We start from the raw sequence: 15,844 nt of genomic DNA, 5'->3' as shown, positions 1-15,844 counted from the left end.
GTGATCGTCGGGGTTTGTGCACGCCCAGTCTCGCACACCCTGACCACCGAGCACTACCGCCCGACGTGTCGAAATCATGCGAATGTGCCGGGGGTTCGCTGAGCATTTCGCGCGTCAAAGTGCCTCGAAACTGCGAAATCAGTTGTCGCTGGCGACCGGGCGAATGGTGGATCACCGGAACGCTGCGCGCAACTCCGCCACCAGGTCGTGTCGAGCCGCGGCGCCGACGCGCGTGGGCAGCAGCGGGTACACGTGCACCTGGCCCGAGACCTCGTGCAGGGTGTGCGGCACTCCCGCCGCCGCGAGTCGCTCGATGAGCACGTGCGCGTCCGGGTTCAGCACGTCGTGGGTGCCCGAGTAGACGCTGACGGGGCCGAGACCGGTGAAGTCGCCGAAGAGCGGGCTCACGATCGGGTCGGTAAGCGGCAGCTCGCCCCGCCAGGCTTCGGCGAGCACCTCGCCGCCCGGCACCCCGAGCCAGGGATCGTCAGGCTGCACCTCGGGAATGCGCGGGTTCGACCAGGTGAGATCGAGCGCGGGCGAGATGAGCGCGGTATGCGTGAGGGGAATGCCGTGGTCGCGCAGGGTGAGCGCCGCCGAGAGCCCGATCTGCCCGCCGGCCGAGTCGCCGACGAGCCCCAGGGTGCGACCTTCGGCGTGCAGCTGCTCGACGAGTGCGACGACGCCGTCGTGCGAATCCGCCGCGGTGCCGAACGGCACGAGCGGATAAATGGGGACGACCACGTCGACGTCGACCTCGTGCGCGAGCTGCGCGATGAGGCGCCAGTGGAACCCCGAGATTTCGTTCACCCAGCCGCCGCCGTGCACGTACGCGATGACGGCACGCGGTGAGCCCGGTCGAGCGTTCGTCGACGGTGAGACCGTATAGACGGGCCAACCCGCCGACCGGGCTACGGCGACCCGCATCCCGTGCGGCAGCTTCTGCGGCGGTGCGTAGCTTGGGGGGCGCAGGGCGCGTTCGGCGATGCGATCCCGTGCGCCCTGCGCCGTGACGAAGGGGCGATTCGCGCGCAGCGCTTTCAAGAGCAAGGGGACGGCGGCATCGGGAAGAATCAACGGGGCTCCTCGGGTCGGCTGCCGCCATCCTCGCAGGATCATCCGCCCCTCCGCCAGCTTCGGCGACGCGTATAGGATGAGCGCTGACGTACCGAACCTCATCGAGGAGGAGCCTGCAATGGCGAAGCACACGCTCAGTAATGCCACGGATACCGGACACATCCACGTTGGCAAGGGACTCAATCAGGGCGCGCTCGGCGTCGTCGGCTCGACCATCATCGGGCTCGCCTCGACCGCACCGCTCTACTCGCTCGCGGCCACACTTGGCTACGTGATCGTCGCGGTTGGTGCACAGGCGCCGCTCGTGTTCGTCGTGGCCTGCATTCCGATGGTGTTCGCGGCGTTCGCGTACCAGGAACTCAACCGAGAGATGCCCGACTGCGGCACGACGTTCGTGTGGGGCGCCAAGGCATTCGGCCCGATCACGGGGTGGATCGGCGGCTGGGCGGTCGCGGTGTCGGCGGTGATGGTGCTCGCCAACGTCGGGGAGATCACCGGAAAGTACTTCTGGCTGCTGCTCGGCAACCAGGAATTCGCCGACAACCGCGTGATCGTCGTGGCGACCTCGGTGGTCTTCATGGCGCTGATGACCTTTGTGAGCACCATCGGCGTGCAGATCGGCGAGCGCCTGCAGATGGTGCTCATGACGATCCAGATCGTCGCGATGGTGCTGTTCGGCGGGCTGGCGCTCTGGCACGCACTCGACGGCAGCAACGCCGGGTCGATCGCGTTCGACTGGCAGTGGTTCAATCCGGGCGAGCTGACATCGTGGTCGGGTTTCATGGAGGCCGTGCTGCTCGCGCTCTTCATCTACTGGGGCTGGGATACCTGCCTCGCGCTGAACGAGGAGACGAAGAACCCGCGGAAGACCCCGGGTCGGGCGGCGATCTCGACGATCGTGATCCTCATCGTGCTGTACGTCGGCATCTCGATCGCCGTGATGATGTTCGCCGGATTCGGTGACACGGGCTTCGGCCTCACCAATGAGGCGAACCTCGACGACGTCTTCACCGTGCTGGGCGGCGCGCTTTTCGGGCCGTGGGGCTGGTTCTTGCTGCTCGGCGTGATGCTGTCGGCGGCCTCGTCGACGCAGACAACCATTCTGCCCACCGCGCGCGGCACGCTCTCGATGGCGGTCTACCGGGCGCTGCCCGCGAAGTTCGCCGAACTGCACCCGAAGTTCAAGACGCCGTGGTTTTCGACCACGGTGATGGGTGCGGCGGCGATCGTCTATTACGTCGGCATGTCGATCCTGTCGGAAGACATGCTCGCCGATTCGCTCACCTCAATGGGCCTCGCGGTCGCGCTCTACTACGCGATCACCTCGTTCGCCTGTGTCTGGTACTTCCGCGACACGCTGCGCGACAGCGCGCGCAACCTCTGGATGCGCGGCATTCTGCCCGGCCTCGGCGGCATCCTGCTCGCCTACGCGTTCGTGCAGTCGTGCATCGACATGATCAGCGTCGACTACAGCTACACCGTCATCTTCGGCATCGGCGGCGCGTTCGTGATCGGCGTCGGGGCGATTCTGCTCGGTTTCGTGCTACTCGGCATCTGGTGGCTGCGGCCGAACGCGAAGCCCTACTTCCGCCGCGAGAGCCTCAACCGCGACACCCCGATCCTCGTTCCCGACGAGTAATTCAGCTGCATCGCCTGAACCGTTACGGGGTCTTCACGGAGTCGCGCGCGACCTGTGACGGCCCCGTAACGCGTTGCCCGTGGAATAGACGCATGGGTGAGCGGCTGCAGATGAAGAAGGTCTTGTCGATCTGGATCGGCATGTACCCGGTGAACGTGGCGACATCGTGGGTCATCACGATGCTGCCGTGGTGGGGCGGGGTCGCGATTCCCGCTCGATCGGCGATCGTGGTGACCGTGGTCGCGCCGATCATGACCCTGGTCATGATGCCGGCCGTCACTCGACTGCTCGCTCCGTGGCTGCGCCGGCGACCCGAGCACCGCGAACGCGAAGCGGAACTCTGCGCCAGGCTCGACGCGCTCGCGAACGAACTGTCTGCCGTCTCGCTCGTCGACGCGCCCGGGCACTCCCGCTCGCCCGCAGCTCACCGCTAGTCTGAGGACCACGCGAAGGAGCGGGGTGCGCGGCGTCTCGCGGCGGAGCACGGGAGGTCACGATGGAGCGATTCGACACGGTGGTCGTCGGAGCCGGGGTTTCCGGCCTGACCGCGGCGCGGTTTCTCGCGCTCGCCGGGCAGCGGGTGGTCGTGCTCGAAGCGCGCGATCGCATCGGCGGACGCGCGTGGAGCGAGCGCGCCGACGGGGTCACGACCGACGTCGGAGCCTCGTGGATTCACGGCATCGATGACAATCCGCTCTATGACGTGGTGCGCGCGTTCGGAATGCGCGCGGTCGAATTCACGGTCGGCAGCTATCAGCCGGGCGGCCGGCCGATCGTCTATTACGGCGTCGATGGTGCTCCGCTCACCGCGGCGGAAACGAGCGCGTTCATCGCGGATGTGCACGCGGCTGATGCGCGACTCGCCGAGACGATCGCGGCAGCCGAAGCCGGGGCCAGCTACGCCGACGCGATCGACCGCACCCTCGCCGCACTTGAGTGGGACGACGAACGCGGCGCGCGCGTGCGGGAGTTTCTGCGTCACCGCTCCGAAGAGCAGTACGGTGCGTCGGCGGAGCGGCTGGACGCGCACGGGCTCGACGATGATCAGGTCGACGGCGACGAGGTCGTCTTTCCTGACGGGTACGACCGGTTGGCGCACGGGCTCAGCGCCAACCTCGACATCAGGCTCGAACAGGTGGTGCAGCGCGTCGACTGGTCGATAGATGGGGTCAGGATTACCACGAGACGTGCCGAATTCGCCGCCGACCGTGCGGTCGTGACTGTGCCAGTCGGCGTGCTCAAATCAGACGCGTTCGTCATCGAGCCGGCGCTCCCCGAGCCGGTGGCGCACGCGCTCGCCGGGCTCGAGATGAACGATTTCGAAAAGGTATTCCTCCGCTTCTCGGAGCGCTTCTGGGACGAACGCGTGTATGCGGTGCGTCGACAGGGGCCGGCGGCGGAGTGGTGGCATTCCTGGTACGACCTCACCGGGCTGCACGGGGCGCCGACCCTGCTGACATTCGCCGCCGGCCCTGCCGCGAAGGCGACGCGCGAGTGGAGCGACGACGAGATCGCCGCGTCGGTGCTCGCCTCGTTGCGTGAAATCTACGGGGTCGCGGTCACGGACCCCGATGCGGTGCGCGTGTCGCGCTGGCGCGACGATCCGTTTGCACGCGGATCGTACGCGTACATGACGCCCGGGGCACGACCGGAGGAGCACGACCTGCTCGCGACACCGATCGGTGACGCATCGGGGGCCGGTGCCGTGCTCCACCTCGCCGGCGAGGCGACCTGGACGGAGGATCCAGCGACCGTCACCGCGGCGTTGCGGTCAGGGCACCGAGCCGCCGAGCGCATTCTCGGGAGCGCGCTCGACTTCGCGGCCCTCGCACCCGAGGTGCCGACGTCGACCGCCGATTAGCCTGTTACGACTCGCGCCCGTGTGCGCGTCGTCGCTGCACCGAGCGCACGATCCACCAGGCGATGCCGGCAACGGCGCCGCCGAGCACGAGCCAGGGGAGCAGCACGCCGATGAGCACGAGTGCGCCGGCACCGGCGGCTCCAAGCGAGCTCACCCCCGCGACCAGGCCTTCCCAGAAGTTCTGGGGCCCGCCGCCAGGCAGCGTGCTCGGCGCGGTCAGCGTCACGAAGATCGTGGACTGGTCGACCTGATCCTCAAGCGCATCGAGCTGCGCCTGCAGCCCATCGAGGTCTTGCTGACGCTGCGACAGCGCGGTCTCCGCTTCGATCAGCTCGCTCGTCGATGCCGCGCCCTGCATCAGCTGCGTCAGCCGCTTGACGGAATCCTGCAACGCGTCGACCCGCGCTTGCAGATCGACGTGCTGAGCGGTGACGTCGACCGATGAGCGATTCTGCGAGACGACCTCGCCGAGGCCGGTGAGCGCCTCGAACGCATCATCCATGCGATCGGCGGGAACGCGTACGGTCAAGCTCGCGCTCTCCGAAAAGCCGTCGCCACCCCGCGTCAGGTTCTCTGACTCGATCGTGCCCCCGACTTCTGCGACTGCCGCGCGTGCGCGATCCACCGCGTCTTCGGGGTCGGCGATCTCAATCGTGAGATCGCCGGTCGCGATCACGGACTCACCGGCGGCGTCTGCACCACTGCTCGGTTCACCGCCTTGCTTGCCGCTCTGGACGCCGGCCTCGGGCAGGGCCTGGTCGAGGAGCGCCGTCGAGCCGCCGGCGGCCGAGGCGTCGGAGCTGCTCGACGGGCCGAACGCCGTACATGCGGTGAGCGGAGCGATGATGAGCGCGGCCGCGACGAGCGCGGGCAGTGATCGACGGAGGTGCATGGTCACACGATAGAGGCGAATATCGCGCTGTCGAGCGTGCGCGGCTGTGTGAATACTGCGCGTGGCCGTATCGTTACCGATGCGTCCCCTGACCCGGTCGGGTTAGGGGAGCGGGATCGTGAGCGTGCCTGTCTCGGTGGGCGGCTCGATTGAACGGCCGCGCAGATCGGGCATCCACTTCATCGTCGCGAGCGCGACGATCGTGCCGGAGAGCAGCAGCGTCGCTGACACGAGGATGGCGCCCTGTGCCTGCGCCGCGTCGATCGCAACGCCGGCGAGCGCCGAACCGATTGCCACACCGACGAGCTGTCCGGTGCCGATCCACCCGTAGGCCTCCGCGGTCTCAGAGAACCGCACGGTGGAGCTCACGATGGTCGAGATCGCCGCAAAGGTCGGCGCTGTGCCGAGCCCGCCGATGAAGAGCACCGCGCTGAGCCACCAGATATTGAGGCTGACGAGGCACGCGAGCGTCCCGACGAGCACGACGAGCAGGCGCAGCGCGGTTGACCAGGGCCGCATCTCTCGATGGCCGATGAGCAGGCCGCCGACGAGCGAACCGCCGGCGAACACCGCGAGCACGATGCCCGACTCCATGCTGCCGTGACCGCCGTGCGGCCCCGCGAAGGCAGCGACGATGCCGGCTTCGATCGCGGCGAACGAGGCGACGAGAAAGAAGCCGATGACGGTCGAGATGACCACCGTGGGGTAGCGCAGCACCGCGCCGAGGCCGCGCTTCGACGGCGGCAGCACGACCGTGCCGAGAGCCGGGCTCGAGATGAACCACGCGCCGCCCAACAGCATGAAGCCGGCGGCCACGCAGAGCCCAGCGGTCGTTGAGAACTGCGAGGTGACGAACACGGCAACGACAGGGCCGACGACCCAGATGATCTCTTGTGCCGATGCGTCGAGCGAGAAGAGGGCGGAGAGCTGCTTGCCCGGAACGAGCTTCGGGTACAGGGTGCGCACGGCCGGCGTGATCGGCGGGGTCGAGAGCCCGACGAGCAGCGCGATGCCGGTGACGATGACCAGCGGCAGATGCACGACGGCGATGAGCACGAGCAGCACGGCGCAGGCGATCGAGGTGACGGTGAGCACCGGGCGCATGCCCCAGCGCCCCATGAGACGGCTGCTCAGAGGGCCCGAAATTGCTTGGCCGATGCTCTGTGTCGCGAGCACGAGCCCAGCGGAACTGTAGTCACCGTAGGCGAGCTGAATGTGAAGCAGCACGATGATCGACAGCATTCCGAAGGGAAAACGAGCCAGCAGCTGCGAGCCCAAAACGCGGAACACCCCCGGGTTCCGCCCCAAATCACGATAAACGCCCATCAGGCGAGTATACGCGTGAAATCCGCGCAATTCGAGCTGATGATCGCCGATTTCGTGCGTCGAATAGATGAAGATCACGCGAATCCGAGGCGAAGTGTGCCTGGGGGATGGAATGCGTGGGGCGCAACGCACGACGCCGGGCGAATCTTCTCATGAGAGGATCCGCCCGGCGTCGTGGTCACCGGTGCGGCGGGACGCCGCAGCGGCTTCAGCTGCTGGTGGAGTAGACCGTGCTGCTGCCGCCGCCCTGAGCGCGACGACCGGTGCGACGACGTGCGCCGTCGCCCCCGCCGCGCTGCTCGCCCGAGCGGCTCTGGCCGCCCTGGCTGCGCTGCTGGCCGCCGCGCTCACCCTGCGACTGGCTGCCCTGGCCGCGACGCTGGCCGCCCTGGCCCTGGCCGCCCGAACGACGGCCCTGGCCGTCGCCCGATTGGCCCTGCTGCTGGCCGCCCTGACCACCGGCGCTGCCGGCACCCGAGGTGCGGCCGCGGCCGCCGCGGCTGCGCTTGCGCTTCGCATTGGCGCCCGTGCTCGAACCCTGCCCCGCAGGGTTGTGGCCGGCGGCCCGCTGCTGCGCGGCCTGAGCCTCAGCGCGCTTGCGCTCGGTCTCGCGCGCGTCGACGCGCGGCGCGACCTCGCCGATCAGTTCGAGTACCTCGGGGTCGACGGTAGCCGCGTTCGGGTTCACCGAGCGGGGCTTGACGTTGATCTTCGCTGCACGCATGATCTGGCGCATCTCGCCCCGCTGCTCGGGGAGCACGAGCGTGACGACATCGCCCTCGTTGCCGGCTCGCGCCGTGCGCCCCGAGCGGTGCAGGTAGGCCTTGTGCTCGACCGGGGGATCGATGTGCACGACGAGATCGACGCCGTCGACGTGCACACCGCGGGCGGCGACGTCAGTGGCGACGAGCACCTTGGCGTCACCGCTGACGAACTCGGCGAGGTTGCGATCGCGTGCGTTCTGCGACAGGTTGCCCTGCAGCTCGACTGCGGGGATGCCGCGGGCCGTGAGCTGCTTCGCGAGCTTCTTCGCCTGGTGCTTCATGCGGGTGAAGAAGATGCGACGCGCGGTGCCCGAGGCGAGCGCCTCGATGAGCGCTTCCTTCTGCTCCTTGCCGGCGACCTCGAAGACGTGGTGCGTCAGCTGCGGCACCGGCGACTCGGCCGAATCGACCGAGTGCAGGATCGGATTGTGGAGGTACTTCTTCACCACATTGTCGACGCCGTTATCGAGCGTCGCGCTGAAGAGGAGGCGCTGGCCCTGCTTGGGGGTCGCGTTCAGAATGCGGGTGACGACGGGCAGGAAGCCCATGTCGGCCATGTGATCGGCCTCATCGAGCACGGTGATCTCGACGCCGCTGAGATCGACGAGACGCTGCTTCATGAGATCGTCGAGACGGCCGGGAGCGGCGACGACGATGTCGATGCCGCCCTCGAGGGCGACTTCCTGCCGACGCTGCGGCACGCCGCCGAAGATGGTGGTCACCTTGACGCCCACCGGGTCGGCGAGCATATTGACCGTCTCGGCGATCTGCGTCACGAGCTCACGCGTGGGAGCGAGCACGATGGCGCGCGGGCGGTTCGGGCGACGCTTTTGGGCGGCGCCCTCTGCCAGGTTCGCGACGAGGGGGATGCCGAATGCGATGGTCTTGCCCGAGCCGGTGCGGCCGCGGCCGAGTACGTCGCGACCGGCGAGGGTATCGGGAAGGGTGTCGCGCTGGATCGGGAAGGGAGCGGACTTGCCGTTCTTCGCGAGTGCCTCGGCGATGGGGGCGGGGACACCGAGCTCGAGGAACGAGGGCGTCTGAGGAGTGGTCTGTTCGGTCACGGGGACCTTTCGTGCACAGGCGCGAGCGTGCATCAGTCGCGCAGCACCGGTGCGGTGGGCGAGACGAGCAGCGTCGCGGCAATGTCGGCGAGTGCGCGGTTGCGCATCCGTTCGCCGCGGAGAGTCGGAGGTCTGGCAGCCGCTCACGGGCCGCCGCCTGCTGAGAATCAGCGACGCACGAGCCGGCACGGCCGACTCGCAACCGCCAGTCTAGCGGAGGCGACCCTGAGTCGTCATCCTGCCGGGAACTTTCCACAGGCGGAAAAATCCGCGATCTTTCACCCACAAGTTGCCGAGAGCGCATGTTGCGGTCGCATCCGCTCTGCCAGCATGAGCGCATGACTCGTATCACGATCCGCGAATTCCACGACGACGACCTCGACGCCGTTGTTCGGCTGTGGTGGGAGGCGCGCTCCACATCGGAGCAGCCCGTCTATTCGCTCGCCGAGGTCACGGCCTCGTGCCGGGAAGACCACGCGATGGTCGCCGTCCGAGACGATCGCATCGTCGCGGCGGCGGTCGGTCGTGCCGCACACGCGCAGGGGTGGATCGTGTTCTTCGGCGTCGATGAGAACGCGCGCACGGAGAACATCTCAGGGGCGCTGCTCGACGCGCTCGAGCGTAAGATGGCGCCACTCGGGCTGGGCACGCTGTCGGTGCTCATGCCCGAGGGCAGTCGCATCGACCTGCTCACCGCGAACGGATTCCAACTGCAGCACAACCTCCGCTACCTCGAGCGGCAGATGCCCGTGCAGCGGCGCGAACTGGAGGTGCTCAAAGACCTGGGCGGCCGCATGCTGCCGCGCCACCTGTGGGAGCAGGTCGCGGGCATGCGCCGCGAGAAGCAGCTGCTCGAGGAGCGTCTGGTCGCGCCGCTCGCGCAGCCCGACCTCGCCGATCGATACGGCGTGGTGCCGCCCCATGCGGTGATGCTGTTCGGGCCGCCCGGAACCGGCAAGACCACGTTTGCGAAAGCGGTGGCTTCGCGGCTCGACTGGCCATTCGTCGAGGTATTCCCGTCTCGGCTCGGCGATGGTTCCACGAGCATGGCGTCATCGCTGCGCAGCGTCTTCGAGCAGATCGCGGAACTCGAGCACGGCGTCGTATTCATTGACGAGGTCGAGGAGATCGCGTCGCAGCGCAGCGACCCGCCGACGCCCACCCAGGGGGTGACGAACGAACTTCTGAAGATCGTCGCCGACTTCCGCGATCGCGAGGGCATGCTGCTCGTCTGCGCGACGAACTTTGTGCGCGCGCTCGACGCCGCGTTCCTGCGCCACGGCCGATTCGACTATGTACTGCCGATCGGTCTGCCCGATGCCGAGGCGCGCGAGGCGATTTGGTGCAGATACGTGCCGAGCGGCGTTGCGGGGGCGATCGACTTCGCTCGTCTGGTCGACGAGAGCGACGGGCTCACCCCCGCCGACATCGAATACGCGGCTCGGCGCGCCTCGCAAGACGCGTTGGCGCGAGTGCTTCGGGGCGGCGCGGGGGCGGCTCAGGCCACCGGATCCCGCACCGACCTCACGAGCGACGACTACCTCGCCGCGCTCGCCGTCACCCGCGCGACGGTCTCCGAGGAACAGCAGTCCGCGTTTCTCGAAGACATCGACACGCTCGCGCGGCTCTAACGGGCGTCGGGTTCCCCAAGCTCGGGGAGCGAGACGAGACCCGAGTCGCTCAGCGACTGATGCTTCGTCTCGGGAGCCCAGAGCACCGACACGACGAGCCCGACGGCCAGCACGCCGGCGAGCACGAGCATGGTCGGGCCGACGCCGAACGACGCCATGAGCACGGGCAGCAGGAAGGTGCTGATGACCGACCCCAATCGGCTGATCGCCGTGGCGAACCCGATGCCCGAGGAGCGCACGGGCGTCGGGAAGCTCTCTGCAGGGAAGACGCCGACGAGATTCGAGACGGCAGACAGCACGAACGTGAAGACGGCGAAGAGCACGACTGACACGACGGTGGCAGCGGTCGGCACGAGCGCCAGCGCGACCAGCGAACAGGTCAGCACGATGAGCGATCCGATGAGGAACCCGCGACGCGTGAACTTGGCGGTCGCCCAGATGCCGGCAAGCGCGCCGGCGAGTAGGAAGACGTTGAGGTACACCTCGACGGCGTAGCCGCTGCCGGTGCTCGCGAGGTTCGAGAGGCCCATGCTGTCGAGGATGTTGGGCAAGAACGTGTAGATCGCGAAGTAGGGCATGACGATGCACGCGAAGAAGATGCAGTTGAAGAGGGTGCGTCGCAGATACCTGCGGCTGAAGAGCGCCGAGAAGCCGCCGGCCTCGGTTTCGACCTCGCGCTGCATCACGACGTTCGTGCCGAAGTGCTTGTCGAGGATCGCACGCGCCTCGGCATCGCGCCCCTCGCGCTGCAACCAGCGCGGCGACTCGGGGGTGCCGATACGGGCGACCAGCACGATGGCGGCGATGAAGCCCGGTGCGATGAGCATCCAGCGCCACGCATCCTCGATGCCCGACTGCATGAACCAGATGCCGAGCATCGTCGCGAGTACGTACCCGAATGTCCAGATCACCGAGAACGACCCCAGGATTTCGCCGCGTCGCTTCTGCGGCAGGATCTCGGCGAGCATCGCGTGGCCCACGGCGTAATCGCCGCCGATTCCGAGACCGAGGATGATGCGCAACGCGAGCAGCTGCCACGGCTCCTGCACCCAGAACTGCGCGAGTGTCGCAACGGTGATGACGACGAAGCTGATCGTGAAGATCTTCTGGCGGCCCAACCGGTCGGCGACCGAGCCGAAGAGCATGGCCCCGGCGAAGAGACCGAAGAGCGCTCCGGCGCCGAGCGCACCCGTCCACCAGGCGTTCAATTCCATGGCACCCTGCTGGCCGATGAGCACGATGGCCATGCCGATGATGCCCACGGCGAAGCCGTCGTTGAAGTGCGCGCCGAAGGTCAGCGCGGTGATGCGGAAGTGGAATCGGTTGAGCGGCAGATGATCGAAATCGACGGTCTGCGTCTGCGCTGTGGGTGTGGTCTGAGTCATGTTCTTCGCTTTCGGCGTCATTGACGATAGTCGACCGGCCCGGGAGCGCGGGCTTCCGGGCCGGTCGATTGATGGGGAGTTACGAGGCGAGGGGATCCGCGATGCCGACGTACACGGTCTCCAAGAATTCGCCGATGCCCTCAGCGCCGCCCTCACGGCCGAGACCCGACTGCTTCACGCCACCGAACGGTGCAGCCGGGTTCGAAACGAGCCCGGTGTTGAGGCCGAACATGCCGGTCTCGAGACGCTCTGCCAGTCGCAGCGCTCGGTTGAGGTCGCGCGTGTAGGCGAACGCGACCAGCCCGTACTCGCTGGCATTCGCGAGGCGGATCGCCTCCGACTCGTCGGCGAAGGTCACAATGGGCGCGACCGGCCCGAAGATCTCTTCGCTCAAGATGCGCGCGTGCTGGGGCACCCCGGTGAGCACCGTGGGCGGGTAGAAGTACCCCGCCGTATCCGTGGGCGCGGCCCCGCCGAGCGCGATGGTTGCCCCTTCGGAGACCGCCTCATCGACGAGCCCCGACACCTTGGCGCGAGTCGCCTCGTCGATCAGCGGGCCGATAGTGACGTCGGCGTCGAGACCGTCGCCCTGCACGTACCCCGCCATGCGCGCGATGAGCTTGCGCGAGAACTCCTCAGCGACGCGCTCGTGCACGAGCATGCGGTTGGCTGCGACGCAGGCCTCTCCGCCGTTGCGCAGCTTGGCGACGAGCGCTCCTTCGACCGCCGCATCGACGTCGGCGTCTTCGAACACGATGAACGGGGCGTTGCCCCCGAGTTCCATCGACACGCGCAGCACCTGATCGGCGGAGTCGCGGATGAGACGCTTGCCGGTCGGGGTGGAGCCGGTGAACGAGAGCTTGCGCAGTCGGTCGTCGGTGATGAGCGGGCCCGTGACCGCTCCCGCCTGCGACGTCGGAATGACGTTGACGACCCCGGCGGGAACGCCAGCTTCGAGCAGGATCGCCGCGAATGCGAGCGCTGTGAGCGGCGTCTGCGACGCGGGCTTCAGCACCGAGGTGCAGCCGGCCGCGAGCGCCGGAGCGATTTTGCGCGTCGCCATCGCCAACGGGAAGTTCCACGGGGTGATGAAGAGGCTCGGGCCGACCGGGCGGTGCAGCACGAGCAGGCGGCTGCGGCCGTCGGGGGAGAGCGTGTAGCGGCCATCGATGCGCACGGCCTCCTCCGAGAACCAGCGCAGGAACTCGGCTCCATACGCGACCTCGCCGAGCGATTCGGCGAGCGGCTTGCCCATCTCAAGCGTGATGATGCGGGCGAGTTCGTCGCGGCGCGCGATGGTGAGCTCCCAGGCGCGGCGCAGAATCTCACCGCGTTCGCGCGGCGGCGTCGCGGCCCATGATTCTTGCGCCGCAACCGCGGCATCGAGCGCCGCGGCCCCATCGGCCACGCTGGCGTCGGCAACCGAGGCGAGCGCTGCCCCGGTGGCCGGGTTCACCACGGTGATGGTCGATCCCGAACTCGCGTCGCGCCATTCGCCGCCGATGAGCAACTGCGTCGGCGTGCCCGCGGGGAGCTGGGCCGCGCTCACGCGGCGGCCTCCGCCGAGGCGACATCGGGCTCGGCCGGCAGCCGCAGCTCGGTGCCGAGCAGATCTTCGTACAGCTTGAACGGGGTCATCTCGCCGGCGCGATCGCCGTAGCTGCGCTTCGCGCGGCGGTAGATCTGCTCGACGAGCGACGACAGCTCCGCGGGAATGCCTACCGAGCGCGAAAGGTCGATCGAGAGACCCAGGTCTTTGCAGGCGAGGGCGATGGCGAACCCTTCGTCGTAGTCGCCGTGGTCGAGAATGGACCGCACGTCGTGCTCCAAGAAGTTGCTGTTCGCGGGACTCGCGATGAGTGAGCGGCGCAGCACGTCGAGCTCGACTCCGGCTGCCGTGCCGATCGCCAGAACCTCTGCGGTCGCCACGAGATGCGAGAACCAGAGCTGGTTGATCATGAGCTTGACGGCGTAGCCGGCGCCGGGGCGGCCGACGTGCAGAATACGCTCGGGATCACCCATCGCCTCGAAGACCGGGAACAGGGAGGCGAACTGATCGTCGGTCGCACCGACGAAGATCTGCAGAGCGCCGTTCGCCGCTCCGACGGACATGCCGCTCACGGGTGCATCGACGATCTCGATGCCGCGTTCGGCCGCCTCGGCCCGCACGTGATTCGCGACGTCGGGCACGGAGGTCGACATGTCGATCCAGGTCTTGCCCTGCGAGAGCCCGGCGAGCAGTCCGTCGGTGCCCTGCAGTGCGGCCTCGATGATGCGCGGCGTCGGCAGCATCGTGATGACGACGTCGCTGCGACGGGCGACGTCAGCGGCGGTGTCGGCCCACTCGGCTCCGGCGGCGAGCTGCTCGGCAGCGGCTTCGCGGCGTACGTCGGTGACGACAAGGCGGAACCCGGCCTTCAGGAGGTTGCGGGTCATGCCCGACCCCATGTTGCCGAGGCCGATGAAGCCGACGATGGTGTTCTCAGTGGTGTGAAGATCAGCGTGCGACACTGTTCGCCACCTCCTCGCTGGGGGTGTAAAAGGGATTTGACGTGGAATTGCGGAGTGCGACGACATCGGCCGGGCGCGGGGTGTTCTCGGCGCCGGCGATCAACGCCTTGCGGGTGGCCTCGCGGTTGTTGCGGTAGATCTCGTCGTGGTCATCCGTGCCCGGGTTCACCCAGACGGCGACGATGAGCGCATGCGAGTCGGCGAACTCCTCTGAGATCACCCCCTCGGCGACGGCGTCGGCGACGCCTGCGGCGACTCCGGCCTGCGCAGGGCCCCAGATCGCGGTGCCGTGGAAGTCGCCCTCGGGAGCGGCCTTGGAGACGAACAGGGTCATCGGCTTCACCGGAACGGACGGCTGCATGACCGCGACGAATGGGACGAATCCGGCGCTCGGTGACGCGAGCGCGGTCGCCCACGCGGTGCCGACCGCGCCGCGACGGTCACCGAAGACCGTGTTGATGTGTGCGGCATTGACGCCGCTGCCGACGAAGCATTCGCCGAGCTGAACCGTGTCCATGGGGACCTCGCTGTCTGGGATTCGGGTGGTGAGGATGCGCAGGTGCCGGGGCCCTGCGCTTCGATCTCGCCTGCCGAGCGTGCGGCAGTGAGGATGACGATAGGAAGCGAACGCCGATATGCGCAAACCAAGTTGCGCATATCGGTACGGTGGGGCATGCTGGCGTGCAGAATGAGAGGAGGGCGACGTGACCGAGCCCATTGCGACGGCGTCACGAGCATCGACGCCCAGCGCATCGACGCCCGCTGATCCGGAACCCCTCGAGGCCGCCGCCCCAACCGGCGCTGATGCGCGGCGCACCAATTCCGCAGGGCTCGGCCGAGACATTCGTCTGCTCGAACTGCTCGCGAGCGACGGCTCCGCACGCGTCGGCGGGTACGGGGTGACCGATCTCGCCCGCCTCACCGGGCGCAGCAAAACGGTGGTATCTCGCGCGCTCGCCACACTCGCCGAGTCGGGGCTCGCGGCTCGCGACGCCCGCACGGGTCGGTATTCAGTCGGCCCGAGACTCTTCGCGCTCGCCGCGCGATCATCTGAAGCGCAACTCGTCGCGAGCGGACGCCCGGTGCTCCGCGGTCTCGTGCGCGCCACCCACGAGACCGCGCACCTCTGCGTGCTCGCGCACGGCAACGTGCTCACGCTGGCGAGCGAACTCAGTCCGCACGAGCTCCGGTCAGCGGGGTGGGAAGGCACAGTCACCGCGGCCTGGCGCACCTCATCGGGCCGCGTGCTCGTCAGCGACTGGGACGAGCCCTCTCTGCATGCCTGGTACCGGGCGCACGGTCAGGATCGCACCGTCATCGATGACCAAGTCTTCGGGCGCGAGGCGAACCCGTTCTTCTTGCTCGACGAGCCCCCGGCACTCTCGCGCATCTCCGACTACGCAGATCTACAGGCCGAGATCGACCGCATTCGGGGGTGCGGGTACGCACTGCTTGACGAGGAGCTCGAAACCGGCATCGTCGGGGTCTCTGCACCGGTGCGCGATCACACCGGACGCATCATTGCTGCGGTCAACGTCAGCGGGCCGAAAGAGCGGCTCGGCGACAAGCTCGACGCGCTCGGAACCGTCGTGCGGCAAGCCGGGGCGGCGCTCTCGCAGACGCTCGGCGGCGGCGATGGGGCAGTGCGCACGAATGTCGGTGCTGCGCGGTAGCGTCGAGTGCAGCGGCCCCGC

13 protein-coding genes are annotated in these 15,844 nt (G+C 68.1%); 5 read left to right on the top strand and 8 right to left on the bottom strand.

The features are described from left to right. Positions 1 to 171: 171 nt before the first annotated feature. Entirely contained in the window at positions 172 to 1,077 is a 906-nt protein-coding gene (locus AMS67_RS05215; RefSeq protein ID WP_075201238.1) for an alpha/beta hydrolase fold domain-containing protein, read from the bottom strand. Positions 1,078 to 1,195: 118 nt separating this feature from the next. Here AMS67_RS05215 and AMS67_RS05210 point away from each other — a divergent pair, with 118 nt between their 5' ends. From AMS67_RS05210 to AMS67_RS05200, 3 genes are all read left to right on the top strand, one after another. Next, on the top strand, positions 1,196 to 2,716 hold the full coding sequence (locus AMS67_RS05210) for an APC family permease (RefSeq protein ID WP_053386417.1): 1,521 nt from the start codon (positions 1,196 to 1,198) through the stop codon (positions 2,714 to 2,716). Between the two features lie 92 nt (positions 2,717 to 2,808). Beyond that, positions 2,809 to 3,150, top strand: a complete 342-nt coding sequence (locus AMS67_RS05205) for a putative antibiotic biosynthesis monooxygenase (protein ID WP_053386416.1) — start codon at positions 2,809 to 2,811, stop codon at positions 3,148 to 3,150. A gap of 62 nt (positions 3,151 to 3,212) precedes the next feature. Continuing rightward, positions 3,213 to 4,577 carry a flavin monoamine oxidase family protein gene (locus AMS67_RS05200; protein ID WP_053386415.1) on the top strand — a complete coding sequence of 455 codons (1,365 nt, stop codon included), beginning with the start codon at positions 3,213 to 3,215 and terminating at the stop codon, positions 4,575 to 4,577. A 4-nt stretch (positions 4,578 to 4,581) separates the two neighbouring features. Here the strand turns inward: AMS67_RS05200 and AMS67_RS05195 are convergent, their stop codons facing one another. The 3 genes from AMS67_RS05195 to AMS67_RS05185 all read right to left on the bottom strand — a co-directional run bounded on the left by AMS67_RS05195 (position 4,582) and on the right by AMS67_RS05185 (position 8,656). Next, complete coding sequence (locus AMS67_RS05195) at positions 4,582 to 5,469, bottom strand: DUF4349 domain-containing protein (RefSeq protein ID WP_053386414.1); 888 nt, start codon at positions 5,467 to 5,469, stop codon at positions 4,582 to 4,584. A 102-nt stretch (positions 5,470 to 5,571) separates the two neighbouring features. Beyond that, entirely contained in the window at positions 5,572 to 6,795 is a 1,224-nt protein-coding gene (locus AMS67_RS05190) for an MFS transporter (RefSeq protein WP_053386719.1), read from the bottom strand. Positions 6,796 to 7,003: 208 nt separating this feature from the next. After that, a complete protein-coding gene (locus AMS67_RS05185) occupies positions 7,004 to 8,656 on the bottom strand; it encodes a DEAD/DEAH box helicase (RefSeq protein WP_053386413.1) in 1,653 nt (550 codons plus the stop codon). A 305-nt stretch (positions 8,657 to 8,961) separates the two neighbouring features. Here AMS67_RS05185 and AMS67_RS05180 point away from each other — a divergent pair, with 305 nt between their 5' ends. Further along, positions 8,962 to 10,254 carry an ATP-binding protein gene (locus AMS67_RS05180; protein ID WP_053386412.1) on the top strand — a complete coding sequence of 431 codons (1,293 nt, stop codon included), beginning with the start codon at positions 8,962 to 8,964 and terminating at the stop codon, positions 10,252 to 10,254. Here AMS67_RS05180 and AMS67_RS05175 read toward each other — a convergent pair. The 4 genes from AMS67_RS05175 to fae form a co-directional block, all read right to left on the bottom strand. Continuing rightward, positions 10,251 to 11,639, bottom strand: coding sequence for an MFS transporter (locus AMS67_RS05175; protein ID WP_053386718.1), 1,389 nt, complete (start codon positions 11,637 to 11,639; stop codon positions 10,251 to 10,253). The genes AMS67_RS05180 and AMS67_RS05175 overlap by 4 nt on opposite strands. A gap of 79 nt (positions 11,640 to 11,718) precedes the next feature. Continuing rightward, entirely contained in the window at positions 11,719 to 13,188 is a 1,470-nt protein-coding gene (locus tag AMS67_RS05170; RefSeq protein WP_053386411.1) for an NAD-dependent succinate-semialdehyde dehydrogenase, read from the bottom strand. Continuing rightward, on the bottom strand, positions 13,185 to 14,150 hold the full coding sequence (locus AMS67_RS05165) for an NAD(P)-dependent oxidoreductase (protein WP_075201237.1): 966 nt from the start codon (positions 14,148 to 14,150) through the stop codon (positions 13,185 to 13,187). The genes AMS67_RS05170 and AMS67_RS05165 overlap by 4 nt, the downstream gene beginning before the upstream one ends. Then, a complete protein-coding gene (gene fae, locus AMS67_RS05160; RefSeq protein ID WP_053386410.1) occupies positions 14,137 to 14,667 on the bottom strand; it encodes a formaldehyde-activating enzyme in 531 nt (176 codons plus the stop codon). The genes AMS67_RS05165 and fae overlap by 14 nt, the downstream gene beginning before the upstream one ends. A gap of 187 nt (positions 14,668 to 14,854) precedes the next feature. On the opposite strand from fae, the gene AMS67_RS05155 reads away from it, so the two are divergent. After that, positions 14,855 to 15,823: an IclR family transcriptional regulator gene (locus AMS67_RS05155; RefSeq protein WP_277619552.1), complete on the top strand. Its 969-nt coding sequence runs from the start codon at positions 14,855 to 14,857 to the stop codon at positions 15,821 to 15,823. The last annotated feature ends 21 nt before the right edge of the window (positions 15,824 to 15,844 follow it).

The sequence above is a fragment of the Leucobacter japonicus genome (assembly GCF_001273855.1).
Taxonomy (GTDB): domain Bacteria; phylum Actinomycetota; class Actinomycetes; order Actinomycetales; family Microbacteriaceae; genus Leucobacter; species Leucobacter japonicus.
The sequence above is the reverse complement of the archived record's forward strand: the minus strand, read 5'-3'. Positions and strand labels throughout refer to the sequence as shown.